Origin of the sequence: Aquimarina brevivitae, assembly GCF_004216895.1 — a bacterium.
Taxonomy (GTDB): Bacteria; Bacteroidota; Bacteroidia; order Flavobacteriales; family Flavobacteriaceae; genus Aquimarina; species Aquimarina brevivitae.
The window spans coordinates 481,157-496,035 of the sequence record NZ_SGXE01000001.1; the positions used below are offsets into that span (position 1 = coordinate 481,157).

At 35.9% G+C, this 14,879-nt stretch carries 14 protein-coding genes; 4 read left to right on the forward strand and 10 right to left on the reverse strand.

The window, feature by feature from the left end; translation table 11 throughout:
• Positions 1-17 precede the first annotated feature (17 nt).
• Genes pheS through EV197_RS01980 form a run of 3 tightly spaced genes read right to left on the reverse strand, consistent with a single transcriptional unit; the run spans position 18 to position 2,193 of the window.
• Positions 18-1,037: a phenylalanine--tRNA ligase subunit alpha gene (pheS, locus tag EV197_RS01970; RefSeq protein WP_130285058.1), complete on the reverse strand. Its 1,020-nt coding sequence runs from the start codon at positions 1,035-1,037 to the stop codon at positions 18-20.
• A gap of 60 nt (positions 1,038-1,097) precedes the next feature.
• Positions 1,098-1,802 (reverse strand): hypothetical protein, encoded by a 705-nt coding sequence (locus tag EV197_RS01975; RefSeq protein WP_130285059.1) that lies wholly within the window; start codon positions 1,800-1,802, stop codon positions 1,098-1,100.
• Between the two features lie 34 nt (positions 1,803-1,836).
• Entirely contained in the window at positions 1,837-2,193 is a 357-nt protein-coding gene (locus EV197_RS01980; RefSeq protein WP_130285060.1) for a hypothetical protein, read from the reverse strand.
• A 447-nt stretch (positions 2,194-2,640) separates the two neighbouring features.
• Between EV197_RS01980 and EV197_RS01985 the strand changes: the two genes are divergently transcribed.
• The 4 genes from EV197_RS01985 to EV197_RS02000 all read left to right on the forward strand — a co-directional run bounded on the left by EV197_RS01985 (position 2,641) and on the right by EV197_RS02000 (position 6,652).
• On the forward strand, positions 2,641-4,005 hold the full coding sequence (locus EV197_RS01985) for a hypothetical protein (RefSeq protein WP_130285061.1): 1,365 nt from the start codon (positions 2,641-2,643) through the stop codon (positions 4,003-4,005).
• 48 nt (positions 4,006-4,053) lie between these two features.
• Positions 4,054-5,136, forward strand: coding sequence for a glycosyl hydrolase family 18 protein (locus EV197_RS01990; RefSeq protein ID WP_130285062.1), 1,083 nt, complete (start codon positions 4,054-4,056; stop codon positions 5,134-5,136).
• 105 nt (positions 5,137-5,241) lie between these two features.
• Entirely contained in the window at positions 5,242-6,042 is an 801-nt protein-coding gene (locus EV197_RS01995; protein ID WP_165388976.1) for a DUF4349 domain-containing protein, read from the forward strand.
• 88 nt (positions 6,043-6,130) lie between these two features.
• Positions 6,131-6,652, forward strand: a complete 522-nt coding sequence (locus EV197_RS02000; protein ID WP_130285064.1) for a CvpA family protein — start codon at positions 6,131-6,133, stop codon at positions 6,650-6,652.
• 15 nt (positions 6,653-6,667) lie between these two features.
• Here EV197_RS02000 and EV197_RS02005 read toward each other — a convergent pair whose 3' ends face one another.
• From EV197_RS02005 to EV197_RS02035, 7 genes are all read right to left on the reverse strand, one after another.
• Positions 6,668-8,512, reverse strand: coding sequence for a SulP family inorganic anion transporter (locus tag EV197_RS02005; RefSeq protein WP_130286171.1), 1,845 nt, complete (start codon positions 8,510-8,512; stop codon positions 6,668-6,670).
• Positions 8,513-8,641: 129 nt separating this feature from the next.
• Positions 8,642-9,271 carry a carbonic anhydrase family protein gene (locus EV197_RS02010; RefSeq protein WP_130285065.1) on the reverse strand — a complete coding sequence of 210 codons (630 nt, stop codon included), beginning with the start codon at positions 9,269-9,271 and terminating at the stop codon, positions 8,642-8,644.
• A 52-nt stretch (positions 9,272-9,323) separates the two neighbouring features.
• A complete protein-coding gene (locus EV197_RS02015) occupies positions 9,324-10,919 on the reverse strand; it encodes a SulP family inorganic anion transporter (protein WP_130285066.1) in 1,596 nt (531 codons plus the stop codon).
• A gap of 110 nt (positions 10,920-11,029) precedes the next feature.
• On the reverse strand, positions 11,030-11,401 hold the full coding sequence (locus EV197_RS02020) for a hypothetical protein (protein WP_130285067.1): 372 nt from the start codon (positions 11,399-11,401) through the stop codon (positions 11,030-11,032).
• Between the two features lie 35 nt (positions 11,402-11,436).
• On the reverse strand, positions 11,437-12,186 hold the full coding sequence (locus tag EV197_RS02025) for an SH3 domain-containing protein (RefSeq protein WP_130285068.1): 750 nt from the start codon (positions 12,184-12,186) through the stop codon (positions 11,437-11,439).
• Between the two features lie 11 nt (positions 12,187-12,197).
• Positions 12,198-13,967: a BatD family protein gene (locus EV197_RS02030; RefSeq protein WP_130285069.1), complete on the reverse strand. Its 1,770-nt coding sequence runs from the start codon at positions 13,965-13,967 to the stop codon at positions 12,198-12,200.
• Positions 13,968-14,000: 33 nt separating this feature from the next.
• A complete protein-coding gene (locus EV197_RS02035; RefSeq protein WP_130285070.1) occupies positions 14,001-14,879 on the reverse strand; it encodes a tetratricopeptide repeat protein in 879 nt (292 codons plus the stop codon).

The following is a 14,879-nucleotide window of genomic DNA, read 5'->3' on the forward strand; positions in this document are numbered from 1 at the left end:
AATGTGATCAGTATTGATTAAAAAGCAGACTTAAACTGTTCTAAAAAGCGTAAATCATTTTCGCTAAGCATTCTGATATCTGAGATGCCATATTGCAGTAAAGCAATGCGATCAATTCCCATACCAAAGGCAAAACCACTGTACTCTTCTGGGTCAATTCCACAGTTTTTTAGCACGTTAGGATCAACCATTCCGCAACCCATAATCTCCAACCAACCGGTACCTTTGGTCATCCTATAATCAGTTTCGGTCTCTAGGCCCCAATATACATCCACCTCAGCACTAGGCTCTGTAAAGGGAAAGTAAGAAGGTCGTAATCGTATTTTTGACTTACCAAACATCTCGGTAGTAAAATATTGTAAGGTCTGTTTGAGGTCTGCAAAGGAAACGCCTTTATCAATATACAATCCTTCCACCTGATGAAAGAAACAATGTGATCTGGCAGAAATCGCTTCATTTCTGTATACACGACCTGGTGATATGGTTCTGATCGGAGGCTTTTTATTCTCCATATAGCGCACCTGTACCGAAGAGGTATGTGTACGTAATAATATATCCGGATCGGTTTGAATAAAAAACGTATCCTGCATATCTCGTGCCGGGTGATATTCTGGTAGGTTTAATGCTGTAAAGTTATGCCAATCATCTTCGATCTCTGGACCTTCACTTACGTTAAATCCAATACGCGAAAAGATATCTACAATTTTATTTTTAACCAGCGAGATTGGGTGTCGAGCTCCGATTTCAATAGGCTCCCCAGGGCGGGTTAAATCCCCATAAATTCCCTTCTCTTCTTCTTGAGATTCTATTTCGTCCTTAAGCTCTTTTACTTTTTGCTCTGCAGCATTTTTTAAGGCATTGATAGCTTGCCCAAATTCTTTTTTCTGATCATTGGCAATATTCTTAAACTCGGCGAAGAAATCATTAATTAAACCTTTCTTTCCTGAAAATTTAATTCTAAAAGCTTCAATTTCTTCTTTAGATTTTGCTTTAAAATCCTCTACTTCGGCAATGTATTCTTTAATCTTATCAATCATTTTGATTCGCTTAATGGAAGGGCAAATTTAGGGTAAATTACCGTATTACGAAAAGCTTTTTCAGTTCTTATCAAGCGGTTTTCGCTTCAAATTATCCAAATAGATATATTGCATTAAACAAAATACGGCTAAGCCACCGAACAGATGCCATAACCAATGGGTGCCCATATAAAATAATTCGAGGTCAGTAATTTTATCGACTGACCGAAATAAAATGGCTACCCCAAAGATTACAAAAGCAGCCACCACCCATTTCAAATTTTTTCCTTTAGTGTATACTAAATACGTAACAATAGGGACTAAAACGGTCAACGCAGTGACCACATAGCCTATGGAAATTCTTAACCCTTTAGGAAAAGGTAGGTTACGTATAGCAAAAGAAATCGATAGTATTAATCCTATGGCTAACAATCTCTTCCACCAGATTGGTGTTAATTTGGTAATAAAATAAATTACTACCGCAGCACATAATAGCATGATAGGCACCCAATCCAGATACAGCCAAAATTGATGACTTCGGGTACCGTGATAGGTCATCCCACCAACCAGACTAATCAACATTACCGGTAAGCATAGAGCGATAAAAGTATGATCCTTTAGCTCTTTGTATAGTTTAATTGAAAAATAGAGTATAATACCCAAAAAAAATAGATTACTAAAGGTGTTGAAAGGTTCAACAGGTAATCTACCCATATCCGTCTCTTTATAGATCGGCCCGGAATCATTGGGAGCAACAAGATCATTTATCAAAAAAATTACCTTCATTGTTGTGTTTGAACTAAAGAAATGATATTACAAACTATTCTATAAATTGCGCTTCGAGGAAATAATTAACGATAGCTTCTTTCATTAAGACCGACTGCTCCCCTGCTTTAAGATTTGGTAGTTGCTCTTTTATTTTATAATGTGGCCAGCCTTGTTCATCAATATAATCAAACTCGTAGTATCCATAGGGCTCCAAAAGTCTACAAATGGCAATATGCATCAAATCCAGCTTTTCATCTTTTTTAAAACGACGATGAATTTGTCCTAACTCCTGAACGCCGATTAAGTAAATAACACCATCAAGATCTAAATCCTCACCTTCGGCAAACTGATGTGATAATTTGCTGATCAAATTTTGCCATCGCTCTTTTAACTTTTCATCCCTTGCCATAGCTTTTTTTTGACAAAGATAGTGGAGACACCTTATATCTCAGCATAATTTTTAAATTCTCTACCTAAACCGTCAAAATATGTGTATTAGGATACACAACTGTGTAAATTTTACACAACATGTATTTTTAGTTTATTATTAATATTTTGATTTTGAATTGTTTAAATAACGGCACATGTATTGGATCGACTTAAAGAGCAGCAAATGATTGCTATACCATCGTAAACATTATATTAGCCAAGTTAACACCAACCATCAACTAACTCAACTATAACTAAACTTGGATAAACGAGGTTCATAGAACCTCGTTTTTTTATATCTATATATCCAGATTTCTATTATCTTAGTGTAATTGGATACATCGATTCCCAGATCTGCAATATTCATCTAACCAAAATGTAACTCGCTTACTAGCTTGATAGGCTGTGTTTCTATTAAAATTCAAAAATGAAAAATCAGATCTTGTTCTTTTTCAAATTATGTATAGGTGTAGTTGCTTATTCTCAAGTAAACAATCCAGTTTGTATGGAAAACCTATCCCTCTTTACGCAACACGCAAAAGTGAAAAACTACGAAGCGGCATTTACACCTTGGCGACAAGTCCGAACTACCTGCCCAGATATACATATCGCCACTTACGTCTATGGTGAACGAATTCTACAGCACAAAATAAAAACGTCGGGTGGTTCATTGAAAAAAAATTACATTACAGAGTTGGTTGGGCTTTATAATGATGCCAACAAATATTTCCCTAAGAAATACACCTTAGCTAGCACTGCCACAGATAAGGCAATTCTTCTTTATGATAATAGCAGCGCTGATACACAATCAATTTATAAAATTTTAGACCAGGCCTTTAAAAAAGATCTAGCCGGTTTTAATAATCCAAAAGGACTTTATCTCTATATAGCTTCAGCGATAGATTTATATCGCAACCGGCAAAAGAGTTTACAAGAGATTTTGGATATCTATGATCAGGTTATGGATAAAATCGATCATGAGAAACAAAAGCAACTAACCATTATTGATCCTTTACTTTCCAAAGAACAAAACGGGATACTCAATCGAAGAGAGCAACGAGATTTAAAGCAGGCAAGAGCGAAGAAATCAAACTATAATAAGGTTGAAGCGTCAATGGAAGGTAAGTTGGGTAGTATAGCAGACTGTAACAAGCTTATGCAATTATACAGTCAAAACCTTGAATCCAAAAAGAATGATCCCGAGTGGTTAGTCCGTGCAGCGACTTGGCTTTATAAAAAAGAATGCACAAATACCGCACTATTTGATCAAGTAGTAATGCCATTGCAGTATTATCCACCTACCGCTAACAGTGTTTTTTATTTAGGCCTACTCTACCATAAAAAAAACAACCCTACTAATGCATTAAATTATTATCAAAAAGCGATTAGAGACGCTAATAATAATTATGATAGAGCACAAATTGCATTAGCTATCGCCAATCAATATAAAAATCTAAATCAGTTAGAGAATTCAAGAAATTTTGCTCAGATAGCACTTAGTTATCAGCCTTCATTAGGTAAGGCTTACTTATTAATCGCCAATTTATATGCTCGTAGTGCCAATGCTTGTGGTGATTCCACTTTTGCAAAAAGAGCAGTATACTGGTTAGCTTCAAAAACTGCAGCCTTGGCAAAACAAGTAGATCCAGGTCTTCAAAATGAAGCCATCAAGGCAAGTCGCTCCTATAGCAGCAGAGCACCATCAAAAGAAGAGGTTACACAATCTGGAATGACCGGTAAAACTATTCATTTTAGTTGCTGGATTAATGGCAGTATTCGTGTTCCGGATTAATATGAAATTTCAAAAAAATCATAGTAAAAACTCCTTAACAAAGCTTCTATGCGTTTACTTAAATTACTACTCATTCTACTAGCAATTGGCATCGTTTCTTGTAAAAAAAAAGACAGTAAAGATATAAAGGTTACTACGACACCTCATCATAAAAAAGTAATCGGCTTTCACCCCTATCAAAATGAAGGCCTGCATCAACGGTATGATTACGATCAATTATCTGCTTTAGCATATACCTCGGTTGCTCTTGATCCAGCGAGCGGAGAACTATTAGCGCTAAACAATTGGGAGAAAACCACCACAATTGACTCTATGCTCTCCAAAGGCGGCAAGGTATATATAACTATTCAGTTGCGTCATCTTAGTGAAGCAAAAGAATCACTTTCACCCTCAGCTTTATTAAAAAATAAAACAATAATGACTAAAAGCATTACTAATATTCAGTATTTATTAGACCTCCGCAAGGCTGATGGAGTTGTTTTTGATCTTGATAACCTCGACACAAATGATTCAGCTGGTTTTACGAAGTATATGATTTCTTTGGCTTGCCAATTAAAGCCTGATCAAGAGTTGTTAATTATACTACCCGCTGTACAACCAAATTACCTGGATATCTACAGTTTAAATCAATATGTAGACTCTTTTATTTTATCTGAAAAGGGATATTGGGATACAGAAAATAATACCGTCGGACCTGTCGCACCAATACGAAGCAAAAAAAACAGTATCCGCTCCTCAGTAAAAAACTATTTGGCATTGGGGGTACCTAAAGAAAAACTAATACTATCCGTACCCTACTATGGCAGTTTATGGAAGATAACTCAAAAGACTGATAGTACACAAGCTGCTACATTTTTGAAGTACTTGACGTATAAAAATATTAAGAATGCTTACCCACAAAAGGTAAAATATGATTCGTTAGCAAAAAGTGCGTATATTGAGATGGTTGTTGATGGAAGTCAACTACAACTATGGTTTGACAATCCACAAACCTTAGCAGCAAAATATGATTTTGTAAATCAGAATGATCTGGGCGGGGTGGCTTTATCCTATCTAGGCCATGATGACGGATATGCTGAACTGTGGAATCTACTCGATGAAAAGTTTAATCAACAAACAGCTTCTAAGTAAATCTATGTTCAAAATATATTGATTATTGAAAACCAAGTCTGGAACAGAATTTGTAACAACTTATTTTTAAAACAGTTATCTATGCATCGCTTTAATTTTTTTATTATGAAGTATTTATCAATAGTAGTATTTTTATTCGTTACATTAAGCTGTGGTAACAATACGCCTGAAAGCTATACAGAAGAATATCCCATAGAACAAGCTTTTGAAACCGCTTATGAAAATGATGTGGAATCCACTGCAAAAGAAGCGGTCAGTCGAAAATTAATCAAAGAAGGGACTATTGCGTTTGAAACCCAAAGTATTCCTGAAACACGAAAGCAGGTTCTTGCTGCCATAAAGAAATATAATGCTTACATTTCTTCAGATCAAGAATATAACTACACCGATCGAAAAAGCAATGCACTAGTTATTAGAGTACCTGCAGCAGATTTTGACAATTTATTGAACTCCGCTACGGCTGGAGTTTCTCAATTTGATACTAAGGAAATAAAAGTTAAGGATGTTACCGAAGAATTTTTGGACGTAGAGACTCGGATTGCTAATAAAAAGAAGCTGGAGACCCGCTATTTAGAGTTATTAACCAAAGCCAATAGTGTGACGGAAATGTTAGAGGTTGAAAAACAAATAGGGGAGTTACGCGCGGATATTGAAGCTATGGAAGGCAGGTTAAACTATCTTAAAAATAAAGTCTCCTTTGCTACAATACACTTAACATTTTACAAAACATTAGCAACAGAAACCGCCTTTGGTAGTAAATTTAAAAATGGTTTTAAAAACGGCTGGGAAAATTTTATATGGTTTTTTGTAGTGCTTACCAATATCTGGCCTTTCATTCTCATCCTGATTTTACTACTAGTTGGTCTGAGATGGTATTTAAAACGAAAGAAAAAGGAGAAAAAATAGTTTGAATTAGCAACTAGACTAGGAACACACCTAATAGATGGTTTTGGCTACCATCTATTTCTTATATTTGATCCTCAATACAGTGTCAATGAATTATCTTGATATTATTTTAGGCATCCTTTTACTCTGGGGATTAATTCGAGGTTTAATGAAAGGCTTATTTGTTTCTTTAGCTTCTTTGATTGCCTTGATCGCAGGGGTTTATATCGCAATACATTTTTCGTATGTGGTGGGAGACTACTTAAAACAATACGTAGATTGGCAAGAAAATGCGGTAAAACTATCCGCATTTGCTATCACATTCATTTTAGTTGTAGTACTCATCTCTTTATTAGGAAGGATTTTAACCAAGATTGCAGATTATGCTGCTTTGGGTATCCTCAATAAACTATTAGGTGCTGTATTTGGATTGCTAAAGTTTGCTTTTATTGCTAGCGTTATCCTCATGTTTGTAGATGCTATTAACGAAAAAATCACCTTTATAGAAGAAGAGACGAAAGCGAACTCCATTCTTTATCAACCCGTACGCAAACTTGCTCCTATGATACTGCCGACAATTTTAAAAGAAGTACCTAAGCATACGGAAACTACCACAACAAAGGAAGCTTGATTTGGATAGGTAATTTTACCTTTCCACAATCGCGGCAACACAACTTTTAAAATCATCAAATAACAAATCCTCTGGTATTAAATCGGGAATAATATCTATTTTTCGCATGAGATAGTCTGGCTGCTCCTGCAATCCAATAATACTAACCTGTTTTCCATTAGTTGTTAAGTCAAATATTATATCCTCTAAGGCATATACACCGGTCTGATCAATATAGGGTACTAAATCCATTCGAATGATAATCACCGAAGCTGTATCTGGTATTTGTTTAGCCATTTCATGTAACTCACTAGTGAACCCAAAAAATACAGGTCCATGAAGATGTTTAATGAATAGCTTTTTTCTTAGTGCGTCATCGATGTTCAGCTCATCGCTCCAGGCTTCCTCCTCCTCTGGCTTTGTGGCTAACAGCCCTTTAAAGGAGTCTACTCTGGATAAACTGGCCGTAACTTCTCCCATTTTTTTCATAAAAATCAAGGAAGCTAATACCAAACCTATACCAACAGCGTATACCAGGTTCCAAAAAATAGAAAGTACCATGACCAATAACATAATCACTACTTCGAATTTTGGCATTTTTGGGATGGCTTTCAATCCTTTGTAATCCATTACTCCGATACCCACGGTTATTAATATCCCCGCCAAAACTGCAGCAGGAATTTGCGACGCTACTTCTCCCAAGGCAAGTAATACAACTAACAAGAGTATCCCTGCAATCATACCCGAAAGTTTGGATTTACCACCGGCGTTAATATTAACCACTGTTCGAATTGTCGCACCAGCACCAGGGATCCCACCAAAAAATGCAGCAATGCTATTCCCTATTCCCTGCCCTATTAATTCTCTATTAGGATTATGCTTTGTTTTCGTCATATTATCCGCGATCACCGAAGTCAGTAGTGAGTCTATGGCACCTAAAAAAGAAAGCGATAAAGCCGTAAGGATATATGGTGAAATCGAGCTCCAAGAAAAATTGGTAAATATGGCAAAGTTGATCTCAGGAAAACCCGATGGAATTTCTTGAATGGGTCTATAGTCTAATCCAAAACCATACGCAACACCGGAGACGGCTAATAAGGCAACTAAAGTACTAGGTACTGCTGTGGTAATACGCTTAAAACCAAAAATAATTAGTATCGTAACTAAACTAAGAATCAGTTCTAGATAGTTTATTTTTTGTATTGCTCTTGGCATACTGTTTATTGCACCAATCACCCCCGAAGACTCCGACGCTGCGAGTGCCTTTGCCTCTTCTTCAATATCCTTTTCATCTAAACTCCCTACTTCATCAATGGTAGCACTGAAATTAGTTAAGGTAAGTGTACCCTCCTCTACATCTTCTTGTATGGTCTTTTCTAACAAGTTCTGCTTCGCAGGTTCCACAAGTGTTGCTATGAACTCACTATCTTCTTTTGGGTAATACCCAATTGCCGGTAAGATTTGTGTTATTAAAATCATTAAACCAATAGCCGTCATAAAACCTGAAATCACAGGATATGGAATGTACTTGATATATTTTCCTAAACCTGCAGCTCCTAACCCAATCTGAAATACCCCGGCTAAAAGAAAAATAGTTAATATAGCTGGTAAAGCAGCTTCTACATCTCCATTGTAAGTAGCAATCAGCCCCGAAATTACTACCATACTCACAGCAGTCATCGGTGCCGTAGGGCCTGATATTTGGGTACTGGTACCACCAAATAGTGCGGCAAAAAACCCAATAAAAATGGCACCGTACAGCCCTGCACTAGGTCCAAGACCTGAGGAAACCCCAAATGCTAATGCTAATGGCAATGCAACAATTCCTGCGGTTAATCCACCAAAGGCATCGCCCTTAATGTTAGAAAACAAGCTTTTCATCATGATGTATATTTTCAAGTTAGGTTCCTTCTAAAATAAAAAGTCTTTTTAATAATGTCCTATGATTTTGTACTAAAAAAAACCGATGTAAAAATTACACCGGTTATTTTTCATATCATAATTGCTTCACTATTCAAAAAATGTAACGTTACCATTACTGATATCATACATCCCCCCTACAATTTTGATTTCTTTATTTTCTTCCATCTCCTGAAGAATCGGACTTTGTCTTCGGATATTTTCTATAGCAAATAAAACATTTTTAGTTGCTACATTATCCACGAAGTCCAAATTTTTAGAGTTTCGTAGGCTCTCATCTTTGGGTTCCTCTACAGCTTTTACCGCAGGCTTTATCTTACTTAGCATAGTGGTAAGATTACCTAACTTGGCATCATCACAAGCACCTTTAATAGCACCACAACTGGTATGGCCTAACACCACAATCAATTTGGTTCCTGCTAATTTACAAGCAAACTCCATACTACCTAAGATATCTTCATTGATGAAATTACCTGCGATCCGAACACTAAAAATATCTCCTAAGCCCTGATCAAAAACTAATTCTGCCGATACTCTAGAGTCAATACAACTCAATATCGTAGCAAATGGAAATTGCCCATCTCTGGTTTCGTTGACTTGCTCCAACAAATTTCGATTTGCTTTAAGATTATTCTGAAATCGTTCATTTCCTTCCTGTAAAAACTGTAATGCTTTATCAGGAGTCATAGTCGATTGTGTCTCTTTAGTATGTGCTTTCATTTTATTTTACTTTGCGTGTCAAACCTAATTCGTTCTGATCAATTAGGTTGTGTTAAACTGGTTTTACTTTTTTTGGATTTAGGTTAAAGAAATCAATATAGCTTTCAGGGTTTTCTACTGTCCCCCGTTGTGAAATCAATTTTATAGTTATATCTCTATTTTTAGCCTTTTGCGAAAAGTCTTCTAATATTTCTATAATATCATTATCCAAATATGTTGTTTTGGATACATCTAAGGTAAGATATGTCCCTTCAGATAATCTATCTAGTTCTTTTAAAATAGCCCCTTTGTTAAAAAACGTTACTTCTTCTGCTAACGTCATTTTTATTATATCCATTCCATTATCAGTTTCTTCTATATGTAAAAAATGAGAATTCTGGTAGCTTTTAATTAAGATCACAACGATACCTACACCTAATCCTAAAGAAATACCGATCAAAAGATCCGTAAATACTATTCCTACAACGGTAACCATAAAAGGAACAAATTGTTTCCAACCTAACAAGTACATTTTCTTAAACAATGCCGGCTTCGCCAATTTATAACCCACCAAAAATAAAATGGCAGCTAGTACTGATAGAGGAATCTTGTTTAATAAAGTTGGAATGATAATAATTGAAATTAAGAGAAAAAATCCATGAACAATAGCCGATACTTTTGTCTTACCACCGGATTGTATGTTCGCAGAACTACGAACAATAACCTGTGTAATAGGTAGTCCTCCTATAAACCCAGAGATTACATTTCCTGCTCCCTGAGCTAAAAGCTCTCTATTAGTTGGTGTTACACGTTTATCCGGATCCAATTTATCAGTAGCTTCAACACACAATAACGTTTCTAAACTTGCTACCAAGGCTATAGTAAACGCCGTTATCCAAATTTCGGGATTTCCTATCACTGAAAAGTTAGGAAAGCTAAATTGAGCAATAAAGGAATCTACATCTTCTGGTACAGGAACACTTACTAGATGCTCCTTGGAAATAGCAAATAATTGTGTGTCTTTGGTTAATACATAAAAAACAATACCGACCACCACAGCAACCAATGGCCCTTGAATTAACTGAAAAATTTTAGCCTTTTTAGTCAAAACTCGATCCCATAAGATTAATATGGCCATACCGATGATCGCAATTATAGTAGCACCTGGACTGATAGCGTTAATAGCATTTAAAATCTCTGAAAAAGTATTCTCACCGTCAACCTGAAAAAATGCCCAATCTCCTTCTGGATCTGCATCATATCCAAAAAAGTGAGGGATTTGTTTTAGAATAATGATAATTCCTATCCCTGTCAACATTCCCTTTATCACTGAAGAAGGAAAATAATAACCAATGATTCCGGCACGTAACACACCAAAAAGAATCTGAATAGCTCCTCCAAGGACTACTGCCACAAGAAAGTTTTCAAAACCTCCTAAGGTTCCAATTGCGGTAAAAACAATTGCCGCTAAACCTGCAGCGGGTCCACTAACCCCAATTTGAGAGCCACTCAATGCTCCAACAACAATACCCCCAATAATCCCAGCAATTAAGCCCGAAAATAGTGGAGCGCCACTAGCTAATGCAATACCTAAACATAAAGGTAATGCAACGAAAAAAACTACTATACTAGCTGGTATGTCGTTTTTTAAATATTTGATATAATTCATGATATGAAAAAGAATTTTAGTAATTGGAAATGTTAGGTACATCTACAACTACTTTTTATATTACTAAATTGAGGTGAAACTACATATAATGGCGTAACCCATTATATTTACTAAACTATACTGCCTTCAGGAGGAGGAGTAGCAAATTCGAGATATACTGAAGTGTTTGTTAAGCTATTGTAGGAAAATTGGTGCGTTTTAACGGTATCACTATCATCTGCAGCCTTTGTACCGTATTGAAAAAATTTATCCTTATCCTTAGTATCTTCTTTTTCAGAACTTTCTTTTTCTACCGGTTCTGAATTTTCTTCTGTACCATCTATTATAAACGCAACTTCTTCATTACTATAAAATGAAATCAGGTTCACTCCATAGTTAACAATTGTTAAGGCTATGCCAATGACAATTAAAAATTTTGCTATGTGTTTTTTGTTTATCAACGGTTTTATTTGGTCTACCAAAGATAATAGTATTACTTTCAAAAACCGTTAAATCCGTTTTAAATTTTAAAATTTTCTTAAAGTTCTTTTATATCCGCAGATGGAATCCAACCAATTTTACCGTCAGCCAATTTTATTTTCTTCCAATTATTTACCGTATCCGTTACTTGAAGCTTAGTCCCCTCGTGCAATTGAAAAATAGCTTCACTCCTTAAATTAGGCTCACTTTTCACATTAGCTTCTTGTGTAAAGACAATTGCAAACTTGTTGTTTTTTTGATAAGTATATTGTTGATAGGCAAAAATAACAGCGATTAATGCCACCCCAAGAAACACCCAGGAACCAATAAAAAACAATCGCTTTTTTACAGAACTGGCGGCTATAAAATAAAGCAAGAACAGCACAACAAAGAAGATTACTCCGCTAACAGAAACCCAAGCCCATCCATCAATACTAAAAATTGAGGTAACTTTATCTATACTCTTAGCAATAAAACCTTGCGGCATTACTTCTATTTTGTCGATAGTAGAATTTTTAGCAAAAGCTAAATTGTTCTGTATATCCTCATCATCAGGAGCTAATTGCAAAGCCTTTTCATAATAATAAATACTGGGTCCAATATTACTTTGCTTGTAATACGCATTCGCCAAATTATAATATAGCGCTGCAGATTCCTTACCAGAATCTAATATCGTTTTATAAGTAGCAATAGCTTGTTGATATTGCTCTTGATTATATAGTTGATTTGCTTTTTGAAATCTATCTTCCTCTTGTGCGCTGATTGTTGTGCTAACCAAAAAAAGGATTAAAATTAGTAAATGTCTCATCATGTCTTTTTTTATAGTTGTCTGTCTAATGATGAAATGACTCTCGATGCCTTGCTATAGTCTTGTTCCATTGCTGAATTTGATGAAGGCGTATACCTTGCAAATTCACAACTCTCCAATAAACTAATGAATTCTATGCTTATCGCATCGTCTACCTCTTTGTCTTTGAGCAACCTGCTTATTCGATCCTTACTCATTTCACTAGTTTGAATATGAAGCTTTGCTTTTAAGTAATTGTGTAATGCACGCTCCATAGCAATATAAAACTCCTTTTGGTTACCTAAATTCTTTTTCGCTTCTGATAAATATTTTCTAGCCAGTTTATCTGCCTTACGAATACGATTTCCACGTACATCATTTCGTCTTTCTTCTCTTTTCTTTCCAAAAAACAGAAATAAAGGTATCGCTAATAAGGGTGTAGTTACGGCAAGCCAATATGCTGTCGACCCAAAAAATTTATCAGCACCCTTAGGCTCCAGGTTAGCCTCCAACTTTAAAAATCTAAATTGATTCCCTAGCTGGGTAACTACTTGCTTATTGACAGAAGCATTACTATTTGTATTTGTTATAGAAGTAGAGCGATCCGGTCCTGTTTTTACATCAATAATAACCTCATCGGAAGTAATGGTTTTATAAGTCTCCGTTTTAAGGTCGAAATAAGAAAAAGAAATGGATGGTATTGGATATTTACCTTTAGCTTGTGGAACTAAAGTATAGGTGTCCGAAATTGACCCTGCCATACCCGTTAAGTTAGTTCTCACCATTTCATTATGTTCAGGTTCATATTGTTCGATTCCACTAGGAACACTTAATGAAGGTAGGTCGAAGAGTTTTAGATTACCATTACCGCTAACCACTACTTTTGCCTCCAAAGATTCGGTTGCATCCAGCTCTGTTTTGTTGGTTTTTACCTGAAAATCAAAAGAGCCCACAGCTCCATTAAAATCTGCCGGCTTACCGTTTTGTGGTAAAGGTTTCACATTAATGGTTTTATTACCTGCTGCCACACGTTTGTTGACGGTAGAGTACAATCTTCCACCAAAAATATCACGTCGATTCGTAGGTACATCAACCGCTATGCTCAGTGTCAACGGTTCAATATCTAACTTTCCTGTTTTTTGTGGATACAACACTGTTTTTCGTAATACCACATATCGATAAGGCTCTCCATCGTATTCGCCGTTTTCGATTTTTAATTGTTTCATGTCAATTGCCTGACTCCAAAAATCACTGTATTTGGGACTGTCGAGCTCTTTCCAATTGCTTACACTTATTCGTGGACTTACATAAAGCTTATACACCACAGTGATAGCTTCATTAATGTAGGGATTTGTTTTAGAAATTTCTGCAACGAGGTGCAGGTTTTCACTCGCGGTTAGGTCCGCATCATTACCATCCTTTGGTTTATCTACGGCTGCAGTTACCTCTACATTAACCGGAGTTGTTTTATACGTATTTCCATCTATTTCAATGGTGGCTTGCCCAATAGTGAACTTTCCTCTTTTATTTGGAGCTAAAAAGTAACTAAATGTTTTAGAGTACGATCGTTTACCATTGATCCAAGAATTACTGATGGACTGGTTGGGGCCCCCGACAACCGTAAAACCGCTAAAACTTGGTGGCCTAAAATTGTCTCCATCTTGATTCATTTCAAAATCTACTCTAAGTCGTTCATTTACACCAAGTTTTTCTTTACTTACCTTAGCTTCAAAGGTAACCTGAGCTATACCGATCTGCCCGGCTAGCCATAGGATTGTAAGTAAAATTAACCTCAACTTCATTTTAGTCTTTTTATTCGTTTATCGTGGTAGAAATTACCAATCTTTATCTGTTTTTACTTTAGCACCTTTCACTTTTTCTGCATTGATCTTATCCTGGACTTTCTTTTCTTCGTTGCTCATTGCTTCTAACAAGTTTTTTACTTGCTGTGGAGATAACTGACCAGGAACCGGCTTAGGTTGCTGCTGCTCCTTTTTATCCCCTTCTCCATCCTTCTGATCTTTGTTTTGATCATCCTTTCGCTTACCCTCTTCATTTTTATCCTTATCCCCTTGCTCCTTTTTATCCTCATCACCTTCTTTGCCCTTATCGTCCTGGTCGCCTTCCTTGTCTTTTTTATCTTCCTTATTGTCGCCTTCTTTCTGGTCCTTATTGTCCTGATTCTTATTTTCGTCCTCGTTTTGATCCTTATTTTGTTGATCTTTATCTTTATTTTGGTCGTTTTGCTGTTGTTGTTTTTCCAGCATTTTCTTAGCTAATGCTAAATTATATCGGGTTTGATCATCTGTAGGATCATTACGTAAGGCATTTTTATAAGCTTCTATAGCTTCTTTATATTTTTTCTGCTCCATATAGGTATTACCCTGGTTATGAAAAGCCTTATGTTTTGCTTCTTTGGAGGTAGCAACTTTAGTAGACTCTGTATAGCGATTTAAGGCTTCATCATATTTCTCAGAATTGTAATAAGCATTAGCCAAATTATATTTAGCAACGGTACTTTCTGGATTCTTTGCTATAGCTTTGCGATATTCTCCTTCAGCTTTTGGAAAATTATTGTTTTCTACCAATAATTCGTTTCCATTCGCAATGTATGCTGTTGCTTCTTTTGCAGCTTTTTTCAATGCTTTATCCTCCTGTGCATTTACTAATGAACAGCAACAAATTATGATGATGTAGAACAGCTTCTTTTTCAT

Bases quoted from the DNA above. Each gene is read 5' to 3' on its own strand.
- pheS (WP_130285058.1), bottom strand. From the start codon at position 1,037: ATGATTGATAAGATTAAAGAATACATTGCCGAAGTAGAGGATTTTAAA.
- EV197_RS01975 (WP_130285059.1), bottom strand. From the start codon at position 1,802: ATGAAGGTAATTTTTTTGATAAATGATCTTGTTGCTCCCAATGATTCC.
- EV197_RS01980 (WP_130285060.1), bottom strand. From the start codon at position 2,193: ATGGCAAGGGATGAAAAGTTAAAAGAGCGATGGCAAAATTTGATCAGC.
- EV197_RS01985 (WP_130285061.1), top strand. From the start codon at position 2,641: ATGAAAAATCAGATCTTGTTCTTTTTCAAATTATGTATAGGTGTAGTT.
- EV197_RS01990 (WP_130285062.1), top strand. From the start codon at position 4,054: ATGCGTTTACTTAAATTACTACTCATTCTACTAGCAATTGGCATCGTT.
- EV197_RS01995 (WP_165388976.1), top strand. From the start codon at position 5,242: ATGAAGTATTTATCAATAGTAGTATTTTTATTCGTTACATTAAGCTGT.
- EV197_RS02000 (WP_130285064.1), top strand. From the start codon at position 6,131: ATGAATTATCTTGATATTATTTTAGGCATCCTTTTACTCTGGGGATTA.
- EV197_RS02005 (WP_130286171.1), bottom strand. From the start codon at position 8,512: ATGAAAAGCTTGTTTTCTAACATTAAGGGCGATGCCTTTGGTGGATTA.
- EV197_RS02010 (WP_130285065.1), bottom strand. From the start codon at position 9,271: ATGAAAGCACATACTAAAGAGACACAATCGACTATGACTCCTGATAAA.
- EV197_RS02015 (WP_130285066.1), bottom strand. From the start codon at position 10,919: ATGAATTATATCAAATATTTAAAAAACGACATACCAGCTAGTATAGTA.
- EV197_RS02025 (WP_130285068.1), bottom strand. From the start codon at position 12,186: ATGAGACATTTACTAATTTTAATCCTTTTTTTGGTTAGCACAACAATC.
- EV197_RS02030 (WP_130285069.1), bottom strand. From the start codon at position 13,967: ATGAAGTTGAGGTTAATTTTACTTACAATCCTATGGCTAGCCGGGCAG.
- EV197_RS02035 (WP_130285070.1), bottom strand. From the start codon at position 14,879: ATGAAAAAGAAGCTGTTCTACATCATCATAATTTGTTGCTGTTCATTA.